General features: G+C 46.3%; 18 protein-coding genes and 1 rRNA gene. 5 read left to right on the top strand and 14 right to left on the bottom strand.

The annotated features are described in order from the left end of the window. Positions 1 to 345, bottom strand: a 16S ribosomal RNA gene (locus L5M28_RS04510); the annotation flags it as partial. 700 nt (positions 346 to 1,045) lie between these two features. On the opposite strand from L5M28_RS04510, the gene L5M28_RS04505 reads away from it, so the two are divergent. Then, the gene (locus L5M28_RS04505; protein WP_113941557.1) at positions 1,046 to 1,507 is read left to right on the top strand and encodes an RNA-binding protein; all 462 of its coding nucleotides are present in this window, start codon (positions 1,046 to 1,048) and stop codon (positions 1,505 to 1,507) included. 36 nt (positions 1,508 to 1,543) lie between these two features. Here L5M28_RS04505 and murI read toward each other — a convergent pair whose 3' ends face one another. Beyond that, positions 1,544 to 2,368, bottom strand: coding sequence for a glutamate racemase (gene murI, locus L5M28_RS04500; protein ID WP_263198216.1), 825 nt, complete (start codon positions 2,366 to 2,368; stop codon positions 1,544 to 1,546). A gap of 222 nt (positions 2,369 to 2,590) precedes the next feature. On the opposite strand from murI, the gene trmA reads away from it, so the two are divergent. Then, on the top strand, positions 2,591 to 3,688 hold the full coding sequence (gene trmA / locus L5M28_RS04495; RefSeq protein WP_263202621.1) for a tRNA (uridine(54)-C5)-methyltransferase TrmA: 1,098 nt from the start codon (positions 2,591 to 2,593) through the stop codon (positions 3,686 to 3,688). A 107-nt stretch (positions 3,689 to 3,795) separates the two neighbouring features. On the opposite strand, the gene fabR is transcribed toward trmA, so the two are convergent. Further along, on the bottom strand, positions 3,796 to 4,410 hold the full coding sequence (gene fabR / locus L5M28_RS04490) for an HTH-type transcriptional repressor FabR (RefSeq protein ID WP_105251021.1): 615 nt from the start codon (positions 4,408 to 4,410) through the stop codon (positions 3,796 to 3,798). Positions 4,411 to 4,554: 144 nt separating this feature from the next. On the opposite strand from fabR, the gene L5M28_RS04485 reads away from it, so the two are divergent. From L5M28_RS04485 to mnmH, 3 genes are all read left to right on the top strand, one after another. Beyond that, positions 4,555 to 5,661, top strand: coding sequence for an acyl-CoA desaturase (locus L5M28_RS04485; protein ID WP_168826995.1), 1,107 nt, complete (start codon positions 4,555 to 4,557; stop codon positions 5,659 to 5,661). A 95-nt stretch (positions 5,662 to 5,756) separates the two neighbouring features. Beyond that, the gene (gene selD, locus L5M28_RS04480; RefSeq protein ID WP_105251019.1) at positions 5,757 to 6,815 is read left to right on the top strand and encodes a selenide, water dikinase SelD; all 1,059 of its coding nucleotides are present in this window, start codon (positions 5,757 to 5,759) and stop codon (positions 6,813 to 6,815) included. Next, positions 6,815 to 7,921 (top strand): tRNA 2-selenouridine(34) synthase MnmH, encoded by a 1,107-nt coding sequence (gene mnmH / locus L5M28_RS04475; RefSeq protein ID WP_263197489.1) that lies wholly within the window; start codon positions 6,815 to 6,817, stop codon positions 7,919 to 7,921. Before selD ends, mnmH begins: the two co-directional genes overlap by 1 nt. 74 nt (positions 7,922 to 7,995) lie before the next feature. Here mnmH and L5M28_RS04470 read toward each other — a convergent pair whose 3' ends face one another. From L5M28_RS04470 to L5M28_RS04420, 11 genes are all read right to left on the bottom strand, one after another. Beyond that, the gene (locus L5M28_RS04470) at positions 7,996 to 9,858 is read right to left on the bottom strand and encodes an MFS transporter (RefSeq protein WP_263197488.1); all 1,863 of its coding nucleotides are present in this window, start codon (positions 9,856 to 9,858) and stop codon (positions 7,996 to 7,998) included. After that, positions 9,849 to 10,460 (bottom strand): TetR/AcrR family transcriptional regulator, encoded by a 612-nt coding sequence (locus tag L5M28_RS04465; protein WP_263202620.1) that lies wholly within the window; start codon positions 10,458 to 10,460, stop codon positions 9,849 to 9,851. Before L5M28_RS04465 ends, L5M28_RS04470 begins: the two co-directional genes overlap by 10 nt. A gap of 316 nt (positions 10,461 to 10,776) precedes the next feature. Continuing rightward, the gene (locus tag L5M28_RS04460) at positions 10,777 to 11,220 is read right to left on the bottom strand and encodes a GNAT family N-acetyltransferase (RefSeq protein WP_263170315.1); all 444 of its coding nucleotides are present in this window, start codon (positions 11,218 to 11,220) and stop codon (positions 10,777 to 10,779) included. 7 nt (positions 11,221 to 11,227) lie between these two features. Beyond that, the gene (gene cysQ, locus L5M28_RS04455; protein WP_011848162.1) at positions 11,228 to 12,040 is read right to left on the bottom strand and encodes a 3'(2'),5'-bisphosphate nucleotidase CysQ; all 813 of its coding nucleotides are present in this window, start codon (positions 12,038 to 12,040) and stop codon (positions 11,228 to 11,230) included. Between the two features lie 71 nt (positions 12,041 to 12,111). Beyond that, a complete protein-coding gene (nudE, locus tag L5M28_RS04450) occupies positions 12,112 to 12,660 on the bottom strand; it encodes an ADP compounds hydrolase NudE (RefSeq protein WP_263197487.1) in 549 nt (182 codons plus the stop codon). A gap of 236 nt (positions 12,661 to 12,896) precedes the next feature. After that, on the bottom strand, positions 12,897 to 21,338 hold the full coding sequence (locus L5M28_RS04445; RefSeq protein WP_263202619.1) for an Ig-like domain-containing protein: 8,442 nt from the start codon (positions 21,336 to 21,338) through the stop codon (positions 12,897 to 12,899). Further along, positions 21,335 to 22,195, bottom strand: a complete 861-nt coding sequence (locus L5M28_RS04440) for a sulfotransferase family protein (RefSeq protein WP_263202617.1) — start codon at positions 22,193 to 22,195, stop codon at positions 21,335 to 21,337. The genes L5M28_RS04445 and L5M28_RS04440 overlap by 4 nt, the downstream gene beginning before the upstream one ends. 69 nt (positions 22,196 to 22,264) lie before the next feature. Next, complete coding sequence (locus L5M28_RS04435; protein WP_113941567.1) at positions 22,265 to 22,801, bottom strand: phage tail protein; 537 nt, start codon at positions 22,799 to 22,801, stop codon at positions 22,265 to 22,267. Between the two features lie 11 nt (positions 22,802 to 22,812). Further along, complete coding sequence (locus L5M28_RS04430; protein ID WP_263175858.1) at positions 22,813 to 23,343, bottom strand: phage tail protein; 531 nt, start codon at positions 23,341 to 23,343, stop codon at positions 22,813 to 22,815. A 12-nt stretch (positions 23,344 to 23,355) separates the two neighbouring features. After that, positions 23,356 to 23,877, bottom strand: a complete 522-nt coding sequence (locus L5M28_RS04425; RefSeq protein ID WP_131525226.1) for a phage tail protein — start codon at positions 23,875 to 23,877, stop codon at positions 23,356 to 23,358. An 84-nt stretch (positions 23,878 to 23,961) separates the two neighbouring features. Then, the gene (locus L5M28_RS04420; protein ID WP_181800906.1) at positions 23,962 to 24,453 is read right to left on the bottom strand and encodes a GNAT family N-acetyltransferase; all 492 of its coding nucleotides are present in this window, start codon (positions 24,451 to 24,453) and stop codon (positions 23,962 to 23,964) included. Positions 24,454 to 24,567 lie beyond the last annotated feature (114 nt).

Here is a 24,567-nt window from a genome sequence, read left to right as displayed (position 1 = left end):
GTAGGAGTCTGGGCCGTGTCTCAGTCCCAGTGTGGCTGATCATCCTCTCAGAACAGCTAGGGATCGTCGCCTTGGTGAGCCATTACCTCACCAACTAGCTAATCCCACCTAGGTTCATCCAATCGCGGAAGGCCCGAAGGTCCCCTCCTTTCCCCCGTAGGGCGTATGCGGTATTAGCAGTCGTTTCCAACTGTTATCCCCCTCGACTGGGCAGATCCCTAGGCATTACTCACCCGTCCGCCGCTCGCCRCCTCAGGAGTAAACTCCCTTGYGCTGCCGCTCGACTTGCATGTGTTAGGCCTGCCGCCAGCGTTCAATCTGAGCCATGATCAAACTCTTCAATTAAAGTTTTGTTGCTTCCGTCTTGCGACTTCAGCGGCTCAATGAATTCTACTGTTTTGATTCGCTTTGCTCACTAAGAAGCATCGCGTTTCACTTCATACATTACTGTATGTACATATTACTATGAACACTCAATCACCTTCCCGTTAAGGAGAATGACTTGAAAACATTGATTTAAATTTTTGGCTGCCAACCCGAAGGTTAAGCAGTTTCGATTAACTCAACACCTGTGAGTGTCCACACAGATTTGCTTGATAAATTGTTAAAGAGCGTTGACCACACACTGAGTTTTCAGCGGGTCAGGGCTGCGTATTTTACGCATTCCCGTTAGTGCGTCAAGTAGTTTTTTCAACTTTCTCAACACTCATCGTTTAGCTTACTAACCGATGAACTGCTTGGCTTTTTTTGCTTAACTTGCGTTACGCTGTCTGCCGTGTCAGTGGATGCGCATTATAGGGAGATTGAGAAAGTCCGCAAGTGCTTTTTATCGATCATTGAATCGCACGTCGATATTTTAAACGTTATGACCATTTTTTAGCTTATAAGCTCTATTTATCGGAGATAAGTAAGGTTTTTTATCTAATAATTGATAATTCACGCTCAATATTTCAGCAATGGTCTAGTGTAAAAGTAAATAATTCATTACCATATACTTGCTGTTAACAGTTATTTATCAATTTCCCATTCATCAGAGAGCATTCTTATGCAAAAGTCATTTCTTATTGTCTTGATTGTCGCCATTATTGGCGCAGTAGCACTATCTCAGTTCGCAACGCCATTATCAGCTATTGCTTTTGTCGCTGGCGCTATCATTGCAAGTCTTGTTTTTAAATTTGTTCCAGAGACTTCATCATCTCATGCTTCAGAAGAACAATATGTTGGCCCTACTATGACCTTATATGTAGGTAACCTGCCTTATCGTGTTCATGAGGGTGAAGTAAAAGTATTATTTGGCGAATTTGGTCCCGTAAACTCTGTGCGTTTAGTCAGAGATCGTAAGACGGGTCGTCGTAAAGGTTTTGGTTTTGTGGAGATGTCAGAATCAGGCGCTCAGAAAGCCATGGTTAAACTGAATGACTATAGTTTCCAAGAAAGAACCTTAAAAGTAAGAGAAGCAAAAACACAAGATTCGGAAGCTGCCGACCGTACAGGGACAGACGAGTAGCATTATCGCTTAAACTGTTTTGCTTTATTTTGTAATTTAGTTGGTTGTGGTGATTCGTTCGATAGTTGAAAAGCCACAATCAATTAATGTTGTTGTTAACCCTTCGCTGATTCCCACCTTAGTATAGAAAGCTTGCATCACTGACTCCCTTACGGCTTCTCTCTCATCTGTTACTCTGTGCTCTTCCACAATAAGATTCTGTTGCGTTAAAAGAGTAACAACTCGCTTAGCAATAGCAGCGCCAGAATCCATTAGTTTTACGCCCGCACCGAGAACTTGTTGTAATTCAGCTTTGATCATAGGGAAATGAGTGCAACCTAGTACGAGAACATCCAATTGTGCGGCAACGACTGGTGCCAGTAACTGTGCCAATCTATGCATATCCAACATTCCAGTCGCCACTTTTTGTTCTGCCATCATCACTAATTCAGAACAACCAAAGAGTTCGACATGGCAATCATCAGCAAATTGGCTGATGAGTTCATGGGTATAATGACGCTTAACTGTGCCAGGTGTAGCCAAGAGTCCAATACGTTTGCTCTTAGACATTAGAGCGGCGGGTTTAATGGCGGGGACAACACCTACGACAGGGACTGTAAGATGTGCACGTAATGCCGGTAACACAACAGTACTTGCAGTATTGCAGGCAACGACCACTATCATTGCATTGGTACGAGCCACAAGATCGCCTACTAATTCGACACAGCCAGAAATTAATACCTGCTCTTCCAGCTCACCATAGGGCAACCTAGCGTTGTCGAAAAGATAGCAATAGTCGCTATCGGGTAAACTCTTACGGATTTCAGCCAGTACAGATAGGCCACCAATCCCAGAATCAAACACTAATATAGGTCGCGACAAGCGAATCTCCAGTTTCGGATATATAAATAAACTATACAGATTGGACGCATTAACGATTCGATGGCTGCTTTACCGACGGAATCCAGCCAAATACCATAGAACCACATTCAAGTGCGCGGATTTTCCCATAGCTTTGCGAAAACCGCAAAAGCAAGATACTGGACATTCGTGTCACCTAGTATAATATTTGCGCCCCAATTTACAGCAACGGTGAATCAAACAATGAACTTAGCAGCAATGGACCCTCAGACTTATGATACGCAGTTAGAATACAAGCGTATCAAGCTAGAACAAGCCTTTGCCCAATTTGAAACACCGAGTGTTGAAGTTTTTGCCTCAGAGCCAGCTAACTACCGTATGCGCGCCGAATTCCGCATGTGGCATGATGGTGACGACTTATACTATTACATGTTCGATAAAGTATTGAATGAGAAAGTACGTTGCGATCAATACTTACCAGCTAGCGTACTCATCAATCAAATGATGTCGGCCTTAATCGCCGAGCTGAAACCGAATCCGAGTCTAAGGCACAAATTGTTCCAAGTGGATTTTTTGTCGACTTTAAGCGGCGAGATTTTAGTGTCTTTGCTTTATCACAGGCAGCTTGATGACCAATGGCGCGCCGATGCGGTTGCACTGAAAGCCAAGTTAAGTAGCCAGTTTAACGTCAACATCATCGGCCGTGCCCGTAAGCAAAAAATCGATTTAGATAAAGACTTTGTGGTTGAGTCATTACAAGTAAATGATAAAACCTTCTTATATAAGCAAATCGAAAACAGTTTTACTCAACCCAATGCCAAAGTTTCCGTAAAAATGCTGGAGTGGGCTATCGATGCGACTCAAAACAGTAAGGGAGACTTACTCGAGCTCTACTGTGGTAATGGCAACTTCTCTATCGCACTAGCGCAAAACTTTAATCGCGTATTGGCCACCGAACTCGCTAAGCCTTCAGTCGATGCGGCGCAATACAATATCGAAGTGAATGGTATTGATAATCTACAGATTATTCGTATGTCAGCCGAAGACTTTAGCGATGCCATGGCGAAGAAACGCAGCTTTAGACGTTTAGAAGGTATCGATCTTGACAGCTATGTTTGCAACACCATTTTTGTCGACCCACCACGCGCGGGGATTGATCCTGATACGCTGGCGTTAGTCCAAGGTTATGAGCGGATTTTGTATATTTCCTGCAACCCTGAAACCTTAAAAGATAACCTGCAACAACTGAACGAAACCCATAGAGTGACCCGCTTTGCCTTGTTTGATCAGTTCCCTTACACAGATCACATGGAAACGGGTGTACTACTCGAGCGTCGTTAATCACTTCAGATACACTGAGCTCGACTGCATAACACTTAAACGTAAATTCGCTAAAAATAATGGAGCCTTAGGCTCCATTATTTTAGTAAATCTACATCTCACTCAGATTAGCGGTGTTCAACCTTATGCTGCAAAGCCTCGGCGCCTTTGGCGACCATGCGCAATTGCATGACTAATTGATCGGCAAGAATTTTGCGGTCAGCCCGTTTCATATCTAATGCGGAAGCGCCGGCATTAAACACCAGTGTAACTAAAGCTTCAGCCTGTGCACGAGCTAGCAAGGGGGTTCGCCCCGCTTTGGCTTCGGTATAATGAGCCAATTCAGAAATAAAATGCTCAATTTCGCGGGCAACTGCCGCACGGAACGCTGCTGAGGTTCCTGAACGTTCATGCAATAAGATACGGAATACGTTTGGATTAGAATCAAGCACTTCCATAAAGGTATCAACGGAAATACGGATCACACTGCCACCCACTTCAGCTCGCTGACGGCCTTTACGCATCATCTGCCTGAGTGTTAACCCGCCCTCGTCCACCATAGTAAGACCAAGTTCGTTCATATCTTTAAAATGGCGATAAAAAGATGTCGGCGCGATATTAGCTTCCCGAGCAACCTCTCGCAAACTCAGACTTGAGAAACTGCGCTCAGCACTTAGCTGATTAAAGGCCGCATCGACTAAAGCTCTGCGAGTTTTCTCTTTTTGCTGTGCTCGAATACCCATTCTTAAATCCGCTAACTGAATGTAATAACGCAATAATACCGCTTTTAGGCATTAAACACAGCCCCATCGTCCTTGACCAAACAATATAGCTAAGCTAAATTAGCTTACAGATGTACGCTCAAAAGCGAATTTTGGAAACCTATAATGAAAAAACCCCCTATCATCTGGCTTAATGTCAGTCTGTTTGCCATCACTTTCCTCAGTGCGGTAATTTTAGTTCCATGGCGCGGTATTGTTCATGGCTATGGTGCCAGTGAATGGATCGCTTTTATTGTTTTAGCCTTTGCCAGTGGCCTGTCAATCACCGCAGGTTATCACAGACTCTGGTCACACAAGGCCTATAAAGCCCATCCGGCGGTGCGTTTTATATATGCCCTTGGTGGTGCTTTAGCATTACAAAACAGTGCATTGCACTGGGCATCTGATCACAGAGTCCACCACAAGCACGTAGATGATAACGACAAGGACCCGTACTCAGCCAAAATGGGATTCTGGTACAGCCATATCGGTTGGATGCTGCGTGAGTATCAGTCGCAACGCTATCACGATTATCAAAATGTGCGTGATCTGCAAAATGACCGTATTGTCATGTGGCAACACAAACATTACCTCGCACTCGTTTTGCTGATGAACATTGGACTGCCAGCACTGCTTGGCTGGCTCAATGGTGACGTGCTGTCTATGTTATTGATGGCGGGTTTATTGCGTTTAGTGGTGGTGCATCACTGCACTTTCTTTATCAACTCTTTAGCCCACGTGTGGGGCAGTCAGCCTTATACCGATAAGAATACTGCACGCGATAATGGCTTCTTGGCCATGTTGACCTACGGTGAGGGTTATCATAATTTCCATCATATTTTCGAAAATGACTATCGTAATGGCATTAAATGGTGGCACTACGATCCAACCAAATGGTTGATTAAGTCATTATCTTGGTTGGGATTAGCTAAGGATTTGCGTACGAGTCCACAGGAACGTATCGAGAGCGCACGCTTACAGATGCAGTTATTACGTACCAAGCGGAAGGTTAATAACCTGCCTAATGCTGATGAAATTATTGAAAAAATCCAAGCAGAGTATGAGTTATTAAAGCTGCACTTAATGGATTACTATCAAGCACAGAAAACCTTGCTTGAGGCCAAGCGTAAACAACTTGTCGATCAGCAACTATTGCAACAAGTTGAAGAGCTAAAGGCGCGTTTCTTAGTCCAGCAAAAACATTGGCACAGCCTGACCGCAACTTATAGCTAAGCCACAATTCTGCCCGAAAGTCATACGGCCACCTTGCATGGTGGCCGTATCTGATTATGATGATGCCTTAATCACTTAAATAGGCTGTTGAGATCATGTCAGATTCCCCAGTTACACTCCCAGAATCAATCAAGCTAACAGAATATAGTCATGGCGCAGGTTGTGGCTGCAAAATATCCCCTAAAGTGCTCAGCACTATCTTAGCCTCGCAATTACCTGTATTTACCGATCCAAATCTGCTGGTTGGCAATCAGAGCCGCGACGATGCTGCAGTGTACAAACTCAATGATGACATAGGCATCATTAGCACTACCGATTTTTTTATGCCAATTGTTGACGATCCATTCACCTTCGGTCGTATCGCAGCGACCAATGCGATCAGCGATATTTATGCCATGGGCGGCACGCCTATTATGGCGATTGCAATTTTAGGTTGGCCAATCAATAAACTACCCGCAGAAATCGCACAGCAAGTGGTCGATGGCGGCAGACAAGCCTGCATGGAAGCGGGGATCATGCTAGCCGGTGGTCATAGCATAGACGCACCCGAACCTATTTTTGGTCTCGCGGTTACCGGGCAAATTGCCTTAAGTGATTTAAAACAGAATGATACCGCTAAAGCCGGCGATCGTTTATATCTCACTAAACCTATCGGCATTGGTATTTTAACCACAGCGCAAAAACAGAAAAAACTCCGCGATGAAGATAGTCTCATTGCGGTAAATGCCATGTGCCAACTCAATACTATAGGCGCGACCATTGCAAAAATTAGCGGTGTAAATGCCCTGACCGATGTCACAGGTTTTGGACTGGCGGGACACTTACTCGAAATGTGCCAAGGCGCCAACCTCACTGCGAAGCTTAAATTTGATGCAGTGCCATTGTTACCACGCGCCTTAGATTATTTGGCCTTAGGTTGTGTTCCTGGCGGAACTCACCGTAATTACGATAGTTATGGCGAGCATCTCCCCGAGCTCAGCGAGCATCAAAAAGCGATACTGTGCGATCCGCAAACCAGTGGTGGCCTGTTAGTTGCCGTCTCGGCCGCAGCTGAAGCGGAATTAATTGCCCTACTCGATGCGAACCACATAACCCCAATCTGCATTGGGTCACTGGAAACACCGACCACTGCAGCGAATGTGGTGTTGTGCTGATGCCAAGCGCTATTGTAGCCGCAGAGCAATATCGAGAAATTTTCCTCAACCAACATCCGATGATGGATGTGCGAGCGCCCATAGAGTTCACTCGGGGCGCGTTTCCCAACTCGACCAACTTGCCCTTGATGCTGGATAGTGAAAGGGAAAAAGTCGGTACTTGTTATAAGCAATTTGGTCAGCAAGCCGCGATTGCATTAGGTCATTCACTGGTGAATGGTCCCATCAAGCAACAGAGAATCGAGGCTTGGGCTAGCTATGTTAAAGCCAATCCTAATGCTTACCTTTATTGCTTTCGCGGCGGCCTGCGCTCGCAACTCACTCAGCAATGGCTCAAAGAAGCGGGGATCGAAGTCCCCTATATTCAGGGTGGCTATAAGGCCATGCGCCAATATCTGATTGGCGTGATTGAAGCGGCACCCGCTCAGCAACCGTTATTGAGTTTGAGCGGGATGACGGGCTGCGGTAAAACCGATTTTCTACTACAGCGTAAAGAAGCGGTTGATCTTGAAGGGATAGCCAATCACAGAGGCTCTAGTTTTGGAAAGAATATCGACCCACAGCCAACGCAGATTAACTTTGAAAATCAACTCGCCATTGCCTTGCTACAGCACCAAACAAGTGGCGCGGCGTGTTTACTGCTCGAGGATGAAAGCTTCCTGATTGGGCGTTCGGCGCTGCCGCAGACATTTTACAATGCCATGCAAGCCGCTAATGTTTTAGTGCTAGAAGAGTCGGACGATGCGAGGCTCGAACGCTTACGCTATGAATATGTGCATAAAATGTATAGCGGCTTCTGTGAGCGCCTAGGGCCGGAAGCAGGTTTTGCGGCTTTCAGTGAATATCTATTACAGAGTTTAGTGAGTATTCGCAAACGTCTAGGCGGAAAACAACATCAAGAACTGCAAGATTTGATGCAACAAGCCCTCGATCAACAAATCAACCAGAATGACACTTCGCTGCACTTAGTCTGGATAAACCTGTTATTGCACAAGTATTACGATCCTATGTATCAATACCAATTACAGAAAAAGTCCGAACGTGTTCTTTTTAAAGGCTCACATCAAGCGATGCATGAGTGGTTGGATAGTTATCAAACTCGATAAATTACCCACGCATAAATGAGATAACCGCGAACATTAGATCCGCGGCTATCACTTTATTTCATGCCTTAACGAATTTAAAACTTGCCCAGCAGGCAAGCCACTTGGACTCTCAAAGATTCCTTATTCGCAAGCTTACCATCGACGGCATCCGTTAAATCCACCGACACCCTTGACCAAAAACGCTTGGGCATTTTAGCTAAGGCATGTCCGCCCTTGTGGCTAAAGTAAGATCCCCATAATCCGTGCAATGCCATAGGAATGACTGGCACAGGATCTCTGGCCAAAATCTTATCAATTCCGGGACGAAAATCGCCAAGTTCACCGTCAGGTGTGAGTCGACCCTCAGGGAAAATACATACCAACTCGTCATTGGCGAGCGCTTCATGAATCGCCTCGAAGGCACGATTATAGGTCTCTTCACTTTGCTTAGGCGAACAGATAGGGATCACACCTGCATGGCGGAACAAATACTTCAACAGAGGAATTTCGCTGATGGATTTATCCATCACAAAGCGGATTGGCCGTGTCGACGCTCCCATAATAATCAATGCATCCACATAACTCACATGGTTACAGACTATGATGCCAGCCCCTTCTTTTGGAATTTTCTCTCGGCCTGTGACTGTCACTCGATACATGACATGACTGAGTAAGTAACTGATAAATCGTTGTGTAAATTCTGGTACTTGTGAATAAACATAGAGCGCGACTACAGCATTCATCACGGCGAGTAGCAGAAATAACTGTGGAATAGTCCAACCTGCAACGCCCAGCAACAGCATAGATAACAGTGCCGAAACCACCATAAACAATGAGTTCATAATGTTATTGGCGGCAATCGCCTGAGCACATTCACCCTTAGGCGAACGAGATTGAATAAACGCATAAAGGGGGACGATAAACAAACCGCCGCTAACGCCGATCATAAAGAAATCCAGCATCACCCGATAATGTTGCGACTCGCCAATAAAGGCCTTTAATCCATAGACAAAACCAGCATCCACTGGCGCAGGTGGAATAGCCCAAAGCAAATCGACACCAAAAATAGTTAATCCCAATACCCCAAATGGCAGTAAACCGAGCTCCACATGGCCGTAGGAGAAACGTTCACAAACGAAGGAGCCAACAGCAATCCCGATGGAAAACATGCCTAATAATAATGACACCACAGTCGCACCAGAATGCAAATGCAGCTTAGCAAAGTTAGGAAACTGAGTCAGATAGGTCGCACCTAAAAACCAAAACCAACTGATAGCGAGGATAGCCATCCAGATTGAAGGCGTTTGACGGGCTTTTTTGATGCTACGCCAAGTGCCCGATAACGGCCTGAAACGTATTTTTTCAATGACGCCCTGCGGGGGTAATGCAGGAATCGCTCGGCTCGATAAATATCCTGCAAAGGCTAATACAGCAACAGTAATCGCCGACCAAAGCGTACCGTTTTCATTAGAAACCAAGATCCCCGCACTCAAAGTGCCCACCAGAATAGAGAGAAAAGTGCCCATTTCAACCCAAGCGTTGCCTGTGACTAACTCGTCCTCTTTCAACGCTTGGGGTAACAAGGAATATTTAACCGGACCGAAGTATGCAGACTGACTACCCGTTAAAAATAATAGTAATAACATCATCATGTAGCTCTCGCTCAGAATCGCAATCGCGGCGCTAAACATGATGATGACTTCGAGTAGTTTCAATCGGCGAATGAGTTTAGCCTTATCCATATTATCGGCGACCACACCCGCATGGGCCGAAAAGAGGAAAAATGGCAAAATGAACACCCCAGCCGCCAAGTTCACAAACATATCGACGCTTATGGGTAGGTCTTTCACTTGGCTAAAGGTCACTAATAACAGCAACACATTTTTATAGATGTTGTCATTCAATGCGCCTAAGCACTGAGTCGCAAAATAGGGTAAAAAACGTTTTGTTAGCAGCATGATAGTTCCTTCTGGTAACCCATTCCTTGTAAATAAGCTTGTACGTGACTCTTGAGTAAATCCCGCAGTGATAATGACTCAGCGAAGAGCTTATTATCGAGTGACAGAGAGGTCAGCCCATGAATTCCCCCCCATAATATCCGGCTCATACTGAGATGCTGCACCGGCGTAACCTCGGGAAATAGTTGCGCCAATTCACGCTCAATCAGAGTAAATAACCCCGCAATCAATTGCCCTTGCGATTCGGGCAAGGGTTCAGAATCGAGTAATTGCAGCTCAAAAACCAGCTTAAAAGCTTGGCGCTGCTCATGGGCGAATTGACTATACTCCCAAGCCATTGCAATAATTTTACCTAAACTGTCGGCCGCACGAACACCCGTCAATCGGTCGTGCAAAGTCCTAAGCGTTGACTCAGAAACTGCCAGTAATAAATAGTTGTAGCTGCCGAAAATATTGATCAAGGTACTAGGGACATAACCAATTTGGCTGGCCACTTTGCGTAAGCTGAGCCCTATGGCACCTTGATCTATCAGTAACTCAGTTGCCGCTTGTATTGCCATCGCGCGAATTTCATCATGGCTGTGTTCTTTTCGTCTGGCCATAGGTCTCATCCCCTGTTGAATAGCAAGAGACTAACAGCAGTTAAAATAAAAAACAACGTTCAAAATAAGTTTGTTTTACGTACAGAAGAGGGTAAATAATGAAGGATACTATTGAAGATGATGGATAAAGATAGGCACTCGAATTAGATTCCCTCAGCAAGCCGAACTGGATCCGTGGGATGACATCACCTAAAAGAGCATAAAAAACGGCACACTCAGTCAGCACACCGTCCATTATTTTGATTTAAAAATCATTCTTAATTCAAAGGTGATTTTTATTTGAGGATAATCTTTGGTTCAAAGATAAGCGCGCGATTTAAGGCCTGCGATAAGTCATCACAACCCTATCTGCGCCATCGCCAAAATAATCGGCTTCAAAAGTTGAATCAATGAAACCTAAATGCTGATATAAGCCATGGGCAGGGTTACTCGGATCAACGGTTAAACACACCCGCTCAACTGACACGGGCAACTCGGCTAAACATTGTTGCATCAAACGTTTGCCAAATCCCTTCCCGCGAGCATTTTCACTCACTGCGACAGATAATATCCACATGCAGTTAGGATCGCTACTCTGGGCACTGAGCAAATAGCCTTGTAGCTGATTATCTGCATCCACGGCCACTAAAAATTGCTCTGGCCAACAATCAAATCCCTGACGGAAGAAAAAATCGGGATAGCTATGCTCACCAAAAATGGCCTGTTCGAGCTGATAAACTGCGAATAACTCTGACTTTAATACCGGACGTATAGACTGCATTTGAAAATCATTCACCTATTAAAATCTTATCCCACTCTAAGTTGGGTGCGCCAACTACGATGAAGTTAGGGTTTTCTAAGCTCTCGCGCTCATTGTAGGTTAACGGTTGCAGCTCAGTATCCATCAGCTGTCCACCCGCTTCCTCGACGATAATTTGCGCAGCTCCCGTGTCCCACTCACCCGTTGGTCCGACTCGTACATAACAATCAGCACGACCTTCGGCGACAAGACAACTCTTTAACGCTGCGCCCCCCATCACGACTAACTCGCAGTGTTTGGGATGGTTGAATAGGGTCAACACAGATTGAGGGTCCTGACGGCGACTTACGGCTAATCTTAGGGATACCTTTTCACGGTGCTCAATTTGGCGACTGCTAATACGCACTTCTTGTTTATCCGTGCGCTTGTACGCCCCTAAACCAGCAATAGCGTAATAACACACTTGCGTCATAGGCACATAAACTACGCCCATCACGGGACGATTGTGTTCCACCAGCGCAATAATGACTGAAAAATCACCACTGCCGGCGATAAACTCCCCCGTACCATCGAGCGGATCCACCAACCAATAGCGCTTCCAAGATTCACGCACACTCAACGGAATGTCAGCGGCTTCTTCAGATAACACAGGAATATCAGGCGTTAAGGCGGTTAATCGGTCACAAATGATCTTGTTAGCCGCTAAATCTGCGGAAGTGACAGGGGTATTGTCAGACTTCATTTCTCGCTCAAAATTACCTTTGAGATAAATGTCACGGATAGTTATCCCTGCATCGGTCGCAATCGCAATAACTTCGTCGATCAACTCTTCTGGCTTCATAACAACTCCAATCGCCTGCTGAGCGAATGTTTTGCAAGCGTGCAAACTCTGAACGCTTAAAAGGAAAAAGATTATTTATGTAAATATTTTTGCGCCAAAAACAACGCGCTCACACTACGGGATTCAGAAAAATCGACATCATCGAGCAAGGCTTCCCAATCGGCGAGCGACCAAGGCACCACATCAATTGGCTCAGGCTCATCACCTTCAAGGCGACTATCATACAGATCTTCTGCAAGAAAAATTTGCATCTTACTAGAGAAATAACCCGGAGCTAGGCTGAGTTCTTTCAGTAAAGTGAGCTTATTCGATCCAAAGCCAATTTCTTCCTGTAATTCACGATTAGCAGCTTCTATTGCTGTCTCACCGGGATCGATCAAACCTTTTGGGAAACCGAGTTCGTAATTATCAGTTCCTGCAGCATATTCGCGTGCCAGTAGCATTTTCCCTTGATGAATAGGCACTATCATCACAGCGCCACGACTACCGCCTTTCATGCGTTCATATTGGCGCTCTACACCATTGGAGAACTTAAGATGCACTTGCTCAATTTGAAATAATCGGCTTCTCGCGACAACTTCGGTATGCAATATTTCCGGCTTATTCTGCCGTTGCGACATAACTGCCTCTGGATAAAAAAGCGATAAATTAAATAAGGTAAGTGACAATCTTACTATCCTGTCTTTAATCTACAACCTGAATTTATTACATGCTCCTAATGGTAAGCCACAAATCCTTTGCGATATGCATCACAAACCCAGCCCAGCCTTAAGTGAACACCTTCAAAATATTCTCAAATATGATGTTTTTATTGGATAGTAAAAAGGGGCGAATGCCCCTTTTGATATGCTAACGCTTAAAATTGATATCGTAGATTGAGCTGGTAACTGAGGAAATCATTAGGCTCGATGTCCACATATTGAGATCCCAAACCTACAGACCATGACTCACTAAATTGATAGCTAAAACGCACGCCCGCATACCAATCTGTACCATCAAGCTCTGTAGTTAAACGGCTATTGCCCATAGTGCTACTGATATCCGCTTGCCACCTAAACAACCCGATGGGTAATTCAAACCGCCAAGCTTCATGTTGGAGTAAAGTGAAACGTAATCCCAGCATGACACCATCGGCCAATACTGGCGTCACGGCTTTGACCTGCTCATGATATTGCTCAGGGGTGAGACTTGCGCCCTCAATCCTCGCAGTCCCATTACCAAAGTCGGCATAGCCAAATTCGATGGCAACAAAGGGAGTCCATTGATAACCGATACTCACACCCAAAGCAGTATCTTTATCATCAACCGATGTTACAAAGCCTGTCCCCGCTTGTGGCTGTAGATCTCGCCTGCTGCTATCAACCTGAGCTTGCCCGACAAATCCCTCGACATACCAGTTATCAGCCGCATTTGCTTGATTAACGGAGCCTGCGAGCAACACAGCGCCCAAGACTAATTTATGTAATTCCTTACGGCGAATTAATCCCATTGTAAGAATCAAACCTAATGCCCATAAGGACATACTGCCTCCACCCGACTTGTTATCTATCACCACATCTTGGTATGCCTTAACTGTGATTAACGCTTGCCCAGTTGCTTCGCCGCCCAATCCATCACTAATCTGATAACTCACAGTATCGACTCCATCAAATCCAGTTTTAGGGATATAACGTAGCTTATTAGATTCAACAGAAACCGTTCCTTGCTGCGCGGTTGCGCTGACTAAGGTTAAAACGTTGCCATCGGGATCATTGTCATTACTCAACACATCGAGTAACAAGCTCGTTCTGTCATCTATGGCAGCACTATCGTTCACTGTCGTAGGTGCCGTATTGCCATTAACAATCACAGTCAACTCACTACTCGCAGTACCACCTTTACCATCGGTAATGCTATACACCAGCACATCTGTACCGATAAAATCGGTTGCTGGCGTGTAACTTAACTGCTGATTAGCCAAGATAACTACGGTTCCGAACTCGCTGGTGACTTGTGTTACCCTCAAGGCATCACCATCGCTATCCGTATCATTGGCGAGCACATCGACATCGAGACTTTGATTCCAAGGTAAAGATGCCGTATCTGGGTTCGCCACAGGTAAATGGTTACCATTGAGTATCACTGACACGCCACTTGGGTCGACAATGGTTCGGTTAGCGACGCCATCGTCATCGTTGGGCCCACCATCTTCTATGGTTAACTGCACACACCAATGGCCTTCAGTTAATCCAGAAGTCCAACGATTATCTCCAGGAGGAGGGCAGAAACCACGCTCGCCTTCACTACTGGCAACACTATTGCGCGCATTAATCACAAAATCCTTCCAACCATTTTGGGCTTGATACTTACGATATACTGCATTGGCAGGAACGGGCGAACGTTGTGGTATCACCAGACTGTAACTCTGCCCTTGTTGCGGTAGTCCTGTCGCAATGAAGTCAAAAATCCCCCCCACATTAGCCGCGATACTGTCTTCAGGAACCAGATTAGGTAATAGTTGAATACCACTTTGCTCTTGCATCAGTGCAATATTACCTAAGCGTAAGCACACGCCCGCTTGCCCCTCTGCCAAGAAGTACACAGGCTGCAGCTCACCTTCAGGCATCACGTTACAATCATTGATTGCATCCAAGTAATCTGGAATGCCATCGCGGTCTGTATCGGTAAATCCCTCTTGGTTATCAGGGATCAAATCACCGTCGGTATCAGTCCCCGTCAGAGGTGGCAAAGATGGGCGCACAACAATATAAACTTTCTCCGTGGTAGACAGCGCGGGTAAGCCGCTATCCGTCACAGTCAGGCTCACAGGATAAATGCCCGGTAAGACCTCTGTCGGCAAGAAGAACATCCCCGCATCATCGGACTGCAAGTTCAGCGAGCCACTCGACCATACAGATGTCAAAGTATCGTTCATGTTGGCATCGCTAATCTGCGCATGAATATGAACCTCGCCACCATTTTGTGCCACGATCAACTGACGTTCACCCGCTTGAGTCACCTCAAGAGTCACACTCGGGGCAATGTTAGCCTCAGTGATCGACACTTGTGTTTGCTTCTTACTGCCTAAATTCAAACTTGGATCTAGGCTGATCAATACCTCTTCTTCAGCCTCAACTTCCCCATCCTCTATGGTTCTAAAGTGAATATGGGCCAATGTACCTGAAGTAATCTCCACTACCGCATCGACTAAGTCATGATCATTGCTGTCCGCGGAACCTGCAACCGTATAAGGAACTGATATTGGATACTCAGGCGCTACACCGTTTAAGTGAATACTAACAACAACCTCATTACCCTCACCCACGACTTGATCTTTACTCAAGGAAATTAATGGATGCACTTTTACTTTCTGAGCCTTAGTCGCTTTGTTGCCATCACGATCTACGGCTTGCCAGTAAGCAAGATAACTACCAGGGGCAAAGAATAAACGCTTATCGACCAAAGAAACGGGCAGTGGATGACCATTACGATCGACGGCCTTAGCAAACCCTAGATCCACCCGAGTGAACAAGCCTGTTGCATTAACCTCAACATCACTAGGTACAGTAATAACAGGTAAATTGTCAGCCTCCCCACCTTCTAGCAGTAAGTTGACTTTTGCACTTGCGCGCCCTTTCTGACCATCACTAATGGTATAACGAAGTGCGACCGGACCAACATAAGCTGCAGGGGCAGTAAATATGAGTCCATCAGCAGTAATCTGCACACTACCTATGTCTGCTGCCGCGCCATCGATAGTCAAAGTATCACCGTCCACATCAACATCATTCTCTAGCGCAGGTAGTGTGTATTTATCATCCGCGGTGCTGGCTAGAGTGTAATTATCATCTACAGCTTGTGGGTCATCATTCACTGGCGTGACATTCATGGTGATAGTCGCAGGCTCAGAACTCAGTTCAGCATCCTTAGCAATAAAGCTTATCTGATCTGCACCGTTGAAATCTTTCTCCGGTGTGTATAACCACACAGTTCCATGCTGCTCCAAAGTGCCCGATTCAGATTGGCTCACCACTTCATAGGTAAGAGGATCACTATCTGCATCCTCCCCAGTAAGCGTGATCATCACAGAGCTATCTTCCTCTAAGGTCACACTTGCACTCGTCGCAACAGGCGCATCGTTAACGTTGGTGACGGTTATGCTGAAGGACTGGTCAGCGGTTAAGCCATCCGTGTCCGTCACTCGTAAGGTGACCGGGTGACTGCCCACATCAGCATTGCCAGGCGTGCCGCTGAGTAAACCCGTCGCCGCGTTGAAACTCAACCAGCTTGGTATCGTCACCGCACTCAATGTCAGTACGTCGTCCACATCGACATCTGTAGCGGCAAAGGTATAGCTGTAAACAGCCTCTTGCACAGCGGCCGTAGTTGCTGTTGAAGTGATGGTAGGTGCGTCGTTGCTATTAGTGACTGTAATACTAAACGATTGATCTGCTGTTAATCCGTCAGCGTCCGTCACTCGCAGTAACACAGCATGACTGCCCACATCCGCATTGCTCGGCGTACCACTGAGTAAACCCGTCACCGAGTTGAAACTCAACCAGCTCGGTTTGGTCACTACACTGAGGGTTAACACTGCACCCACATCTAAGTCTGTAGCTATCACTGTGTAACTGTAAGCTATATCTTGAGTTGCTGTAGTGATGGCTGGAGAGCTAATCACAGGTGCATCGTTGACGTTGGTCACAATAACCATGAAGGATTGGTCAGCCGTTAAGCCATCAGTGTCTGTCACCCTCAGCGTCACAGGGTGAGAACCCACATCAGCATTAGTAGGCGTGCCGCTTAATACACCAGTCGCGACGTTAAAGCTTAGCCAGCTAGGCTTAGTTATCGCGCTTAACGTAAGTACATCGCCCACATCAGTATCCGCAGCAGTAAAGATGTAGCTATACGCTGCATCTTGGGTCGCTGCAGTCATAGCCATAGAACTAATCGTCGGTGCATCGTTGACGTTCGTCACAGTTAAATTAAACGCTGGTAGACTCGCGGATAAAGTGCCATCAGAAACGCTGATAACAATTCCGTTAGTCACACCAACATCTTGATTTAATGGAATACCAGACAACATGCCTGTCGCGGTATTAAACGTTGCCCACGTAGGTTTATTACTAATACTAAAGCTAAGTGTATCTCCCACAGAGTCAGACGCTGTCGGCGTAAACTGGTACGAAGCATCCTGATTCACGATTAATATCGGCGAACCATTAATAGTCGGTGCACCATTTGGCGTCACAGAGTTACTCGCACTTGAAGCATTACCACTTCCCACAGTATTCGCCGCAGTAACACTAAATGTATAGGCCGTACCATTTGAAAGCCCTGTAACTGTAATTGGAGATCCTGCTCCCGAACCCGTAAAACCACCGGGGCTAGATGTCACTGTATAAGCCGTAATTGATGAACCGCCATTAAATATCGGAGCAGTGAAGCTAACAACCGCTTGGCTATCCCCAGCGATTGCGGCTCCTATGGTTGGCGCTCCAGCCACGACAGCATTTACCGCAAAGGTTCTGCTCACCTGTGTAGCAGGTAAATAGCTACTATTACCTGCTTGATCTGCATTAATAGTACAGCTACCTGCCGTCACAAAGGTCAGTGCACCACCGGAGGTAATAGTACAAACGCCCGTAGTGAATGAAGTAAAGACAGGTGTTAAGCCTGAATCAGCTGTAGCCGTTAATGTTGGCGTAGTACCAAAGTTTTGCGCTCCAGGATTCGCAAAAGTGATGGTCTGAATGGCAGCCGGAGTAATCGAGTTGGATGCGCCCGATGCAGAGCCAGTACCCGCCACATTATCGGCAGTTACAGTAAAGGTGTACGCTTGGCCATTGGTTAAACCAGTCACCACAATCGGAGATGAACCACCGTGTACTGGAACGACATCCGCCGGGTTTACCGTCACGGTATAACCGGTAATCGCCGAGCCACCAATATTCACTGGGGCAACAAATGCAACACTGGCCTGGGTATCACCGGCGATTGCAGTCCCTATGGTTGGTGCGCCGGGAACTACGGGGCTAACGCTGAAAGACTGGCTCACCTGCGGTGCAGCCAGGAAAGACAAATCGCCCGCCTGATCCGCATTGACCGTACAGGTTCCTGTCGTTATAAAGGTCAACACACCGCCACTGGTAATAGTACAAACACTGGTGGTAGATGAGGTGAAAGTGACAACATAACCACCACCTGCCGATGAGCTTGCGGTCAGCGTTGGCGAAGTACCAAAGTTCCGTGTTCCTGGATTAGCAAAGGTAATCGTCTGTGGTGATGCCGGAATGATCGAGTTGGAAGCTGCCGATGCTGCACCCGTCCCTGCTGAGTTGGTCGCGGTTACCGTAAAAGTATAGGCCACTCCGTTCATCAGCCCAGTTACTGTAATTGGCGAACTTGAACCCGTACCGGTTGCACCACCTGGATTAGCGGTGACGGTGTAACCGCTGGCAATAATCGCAGCCCCACCCGTACTGGCTGGTGCAGTAAATGTCACCGTTGCTTCAGTATCACCTACAGTGGCAGTGCCTATGGTTGGTGCATCAGGAACTATCGCATTCACGGTGAAAGTTTGGGTAACCGTAGTGGCCGCATTCCAAGCCGTATTGCCTGCCTGATCTGCATCGATAGTACAAGAACCCGCCGTCACAAAGGTCAGGGCGCCGCCGCTGGTGATGGTACAAACACCGGTAGTGGATGAACTGAAGGTTGGGGTCAAGCTGGATGTTGCTGTCGCACTGAGCGTTGGTGTGGTACCAAAGTTTTGCGCTCCAGGATTACCGAAGGTGATGGTTTGAGCACCTTTGGGAGTTACTGAGTTGGAAGCACCGGAGGCCGTACTGGTGCCTATGCCATTAGTCGCGGTAACGGTAAAAGTGTAAGCCGAGCCATTGCTAAGACCAGTAACTGTAGCAGTACAAGCTGCGGGCCCAGCACAGGTGCCAAATGCACCACCGGGGTTAGCCGTAGCGGTGTAAGTAGTAATTGCTGAACCGCCATTATTGCCGGGGGCACTAAAGGTTACTGATGCTTGGCCATCGCCTGCGGTGGCTGTGCCTATGGTTGGTGCAGCAGGCGCAGTTGGAATAGCAACTGTGTGGGTTGCACCACTGCTATAAGCCGCAATACCCGCATTACCTGCGTCGTCAGCAATATTGGTTGAACCATTTAAATTCAACTTGAAGACGCCGTTGCCACTAATGCCGTTGATATTGATATTAACGCTGGTACCCGACGCTGCCGACACGCTGGCAATATTTCCCGTAGCGGTTCCTGAAGTTGTCGCCAAGGTAAAGTCATCGGTTGATATGTTGCTTACTGACTCACTGAAACTGGCAACAAATGCCATGCTCGAATCAGTTGAAGCAGGAGTACCGCTGAGCGCAATACCGCTCAGGGTCGGAGCAATATTATCAATCGTCGCACCAGTAGTATCTGCTGCGGTTGTGGCATTGCCGGCGTTATCGGTTGCACTGAAGGAGATATTGCGGTTGGTGTTATCAATCGCACCAGCGACTATGGTGTAGGTTGCAGTCCAGGTTCCCGAACTATTGGTTGCGGCCACTGCAGCACCACCACCAAATTGTGTGAAGTTGACGGTAGCTGAACTAATCGTATCGGTATTGTTATCACCACCAGCCGTGTTGTTCCAGGTCGCCGTAACCGTATCGCCAATTTTGTAGGCACCGCTGGTTCCAGTTGCGCCGGAAATACTGATGCGTCCATCTGTCACAGTAGGCGCGATGCTATCGACGGTAGCATTGGTGCTATCCGCTGTAGTATCGCTGCCACCTGCATTCGTAGCAGTGACACTCACATTGCGCGCCGTATTATCGATGGCACCTGCGGTGATTGTGTAGCTTGCAGTCCAGGTATTACTGCTATTGCTTGCAACAACAGCAGCACCACCGCCGAATTGTGAAAAATCAACCGTTACACCGGTAACACCAGAATTATTATCGCCACTTGCAGTATTATTCCAAGTTGCGGTAACTATATCGCCAATTTTATATGCCCCGCTCGTACCTGACGCGCCGGAGATACTGATACGGGCATCACTTACTGTAGGTAGAGGAGGAGTATCTATTGCATTCGCGACTGTGAAGCTACGAAACTCAAAGTTCTCCGGCCCATCATTTGGCAAAGTACAAGCACTTGCACAATCAAAAAATAATTTGAACCCTTTTAGCTTAACGCCAGAAAAAGATCCTAACTGCCCAGCACCAAAGGCGAAGTTTTGAGCACCTGGGACTCCGTTAACAACAGATGACGTAACCGTTCCGCCACTCTGCAAGTAACCGACAATACGCAGATTAGTAAATTCACTAGAGTAGCCAGCGTACTCGCCTCCCGTTAATCCCGTTAACTCAAATGCAGTAGTATTGGTACCATCGGCGCGCAAATAAAAATAATGGTTAGTGCTAGTCGCACCACCATGCATGTAAGCAAAATTGCCAAGGCCATTACCTAGATTTTGAGTGACTCCATCCCCCCCCTTAGCTGTTAATCTGAAATGGGTTGTGCTGAGCTGTGCAGTTCCCTGTCCACTCCAACCTGCAAAATCATAAGTGCCATCTACAATTGGCGCTAACACCTCTGAAAAATCCCTTAATGCTTTTTCAGAAAACACCACAGTAGATTCAATATTTCCGCGGGTAACTTCTAAATCCCAGTCGCCCTGCAACTCGGCATTACCGGTTAAATTATTGGAGGCGGCAACATCCAAACCCGTGTTATTGCTAATGATATCCAGCAGCGCTTCACCGCTTTCATTCGCGGCCAAATCACAACCATAAAATAATAAATCACCACCTTCACGCACCGCGCCTTTTAGCGCAGCAAATGCCTGCACTTCTTGCTGGATTGTCTCTGGGGTAATACGTGAATTGCCTAGCAGTATCACACCAGCTTGTGCGTGGGAAACCACATGAATAGCTGCGAGATTTTTGTGACCATCAAGTACATTAATTAATTGCGGTAATCCAGCGATAGAAGAATCTAACTCTACCAATTGAACACTAGGTTTAAGGGCGCGACGCAATACCGATTTATCAGCTTCAGCCACTGCACCATCAACAATCACCAGCTCACGCACCGGATGTGCACTCTGGATATCCAGTTGATCGCCAGATAAATCAATTAGATCCTGTGGTAAAGAGGTGTCTGAACGCAATAATAGATCGGTCGATGCACTTATCGATGAACTCAAATAGGATCGCTGATAACTCGGCGCTGCAATAGCACCAGCACCATAGAGTCCGAATGGTAATAACAGCGAGGAAAGCCCACGAAGCAGTGCGTGTCTCATGATAAGTGATTCCCTTCATTTTTTGCGTTAGGTGCTACAGGTTTTTTACTTGCAATAATATTGGCTGCAGTGCCAGTACTATCTAGCCAGAAGTCCATTTCTTGATACTTCATAAATAAGTCAGGCGGTAAAATACTGCGCCTACTTTTGTATTCCACTTTCCGCTTAACGCTATGCAAACCTTTGACCCCAAGATTGTGGTCAAACTCATTTTCAGCATAGTCGACATTATTAAAATCGTGTTCGAATTGCGGTTCGCCAATAAAACAATAGATTAACTCCAGCGTGCGTGCCGGATGCTGGGTAAGCAGATCATAATCCACTAATAGCAAGCGATCAGAAAACTCGCCGTAATAGGCTTCCTTGAGTGCGGTCCATGCACTTCCAACCGCACCACCAGCATTGATTAATGACTCGCAACGGCTATAAACCGTCTGACGCGAGGCCGCATTGAACATACGGCTGTAATCAAATGGGTTTTTACGGTAAATCACTTCAAAACTATCCATAATCCAAGCCGGATTGCGCACACAACAAATCACTTTAAAATCATCAACCAACTCTACCAATTGATGTAGACGGGCAGTCCAGTGACGGTTTGTGTCGAAAATAACTGGATGATTTTTATCTTGATAATAAGCATCAATTAATGCCCGACAAATGACCTTACGTTTATGTTCATCGAAAAATGAATAGGACTCACTACCAGCCCCCATTTGTTCGAGGGCACCATTCACAAGCCCCGCTACAGGGCTACTGATAGCCGCATGAAAGCGTGGATTTTGCCGAAGTATACCTGCGAGCAGCGTCGAGCCAGCACGCGGTAAACCTGAAATAAAATGTAATTTGTTTGGCATTAATGTGACTTACTAATTAAAAATATTTATTAAAAACTTCCCGACAAACATGCCGGGATCATTCATCAATTAATTGCGTGCCGGAAATACACCATAAAGGGCAATACAATAATTCAATGCGATAAATGGCTGACGGTTTTCATGGGGTAGACCACCACCATTTAGACCTAAAGTCTGTGGTGCCATAGTGGTATTTAATGTACCTGGTGCTGCCTGCATATAGTTGACTATGCCACCACCACGTCCATCCTTCGCAAGATAGGTATTCGCTGCCGGAGAAGGCAAAGTCCCCTGATTATTCAAACCGGTCAGCGTGTGGTTGTGTGCTGGCATTTCAGTGGAGATCAGCGTCACCCCATTTTCACCAAACTGTTCGCCCCAATCCCAGGTTCTCAGCCCGGGGCCCTGACCTACACCAACTACGGTCTGCCCCTGCAAATTAGGCAATTGGAATGTGGTTGTACCATTGCCACCATAAGTAATTCCGATAATTGAAAACAACGCGGTATTACTTGCGATTGACAATATTTGGCCATTACACAGCGCCCAATTGTGGGGAGCGAAGCTGAATGGCAACAAACGGATTTCACCTATAAATGGATCCATAATTTCGCTCCTTAATTACGCGATGGGAAAATGCCTTCAATACATATGATGTAATTTATCGCTGTAGTAGGCATGATGTTATTGTGTGGTTGTGTTCCCCCTGAGGCTTGCACACTGAGTGCATTCATAACTTGGGGATCGGCACCGCTAGATGGCAAAGGAGCATAAATATTATCGGTATTACTATGGGCAAAGACATTACCCATAGGGCTAGGTGATGTGGAGGGACTTGCAGTACTCGCCGACAAACTATGGCTGTGTGAAGGTATTTGCGGCGTTAATAAGGTAACGGATTCAACACCAAACTGCTGGCCAATAACACGGGGAGTCAGACCAAGGCCATTACCCTGCCCAACTGGAAGGCGACCGCGCAAATCCGGCAATTGAAATGTTGTTACCCCATCACCACCATAAGTAGTTCCGATAATTGCGAAAAGAGTGCTTTGCTCGCTAATACTTAATAGCTGACCAGCGCACAACATCCAACCTCTAGGTGCAAAACTACCCGCAAAAAGACGGATATCACCGATATAAGGATCCATAGTGATTCTCCTCTAGTTACGTGAAGGGTAAATGCCTTGAGTGGCAATGCAATAATTCATTACCAGTGAAGGCTGACAATTTTCATGGGCTTGATTGCCGCCGGTACTGGATACAGTTGCAGGGTCCAACGCTTGTAAACTTGCAGCGGACCCATACAAATTGACCTCACCTGCTGCATTTTTGGCGGCGGCAATATTATTGCCTGCAAGCAACGTGGTATCGCCCGCCGTAGAACTGGCCATCACAAGGTGATTGTGTACTGGCAGGTTGTTAGGTACTAGGGTTACATTTTCAACACCCGCCTTACTGCCCTGAGGCAAACCTGCACTAACATTAGGGTGAACTGGTACGCGACCACGTAAATCCGGCAACGCAAAAGTATTGATACCGTCGCCACCGTAGGTCGTACCCAAGAGTGAAAAAAGCGCTTGGTTGGTGTTGATTGGCAATAATTGCCCTGCACACAAAGTCCAATACTTAGGTGCCCAGTTGTATGGGAGAAGCTTAATTTCTCCGAGAAAAAAATCAGACATCCATGACTCCTTAATAAAAATAAACCTATCTATACATCATCTGTTTGATTACACACGCTTTCCTCTTCCCTCAAACAACACTACCTATGGTGATGGCCACGATAGCCACTCTTGGGTAGGTGATATTTCAAAAGGTAAGAAACCCAAGCGAAGATATAACTGTTTCGCACGCATATTTTGTCGATCAACACTCAGACTCACACTCGCCTCTTTTGCTTGGGCATAGGCTTTTACCGAGTCCAAAATGACTGAACCATAACCATAGCCACGAAATTGCGGTGCGATGACAAAATCGACGATATGGACACCGTTAGCAGAGGGATTAAGTATGATTTTGCCAATAGAAATTGATTGATATTCAATGATTAGAGTCACCGCTTGAGGGTATTGGGCAGCGTAACTCGCTTGCTGTAAGCGGTATTGTTGTTGCACTAACAGCTCTCGTTGCTGTGGGGGAAGCGGTAATAGAGACAATTCCGTCCTTGCAGAACAAAATAGTGCAAATACAAAAGCATCGTCATTTTTATACGCATAACGCAATGAATAGGCTTTAGGTAATACGATGTCTTCTACCATCAAATACATTCCCTGTAATAAGTAACTCTAACAGCGCTTTATAGTTCTTTAATTCGTCGTGGCAGCTCGGGGTTAACGGGCAAAACTCAACAAATCGAATGACAGGTTTAAAGA

The sequence above is a fragment of the Shewanella sp. SW32 genome (genome assembly GCF_025653365.1).
Classification (GTDB): Bacteria; Pseudomonadota; Gammaproteobacteria; order Enterobacterales; family Shewanellaceae; genus Shewanella; species Shewanella oncorhynchi.
This window is presented reverse-complemented; position numbering and strand designations above follow the sequence as displayed.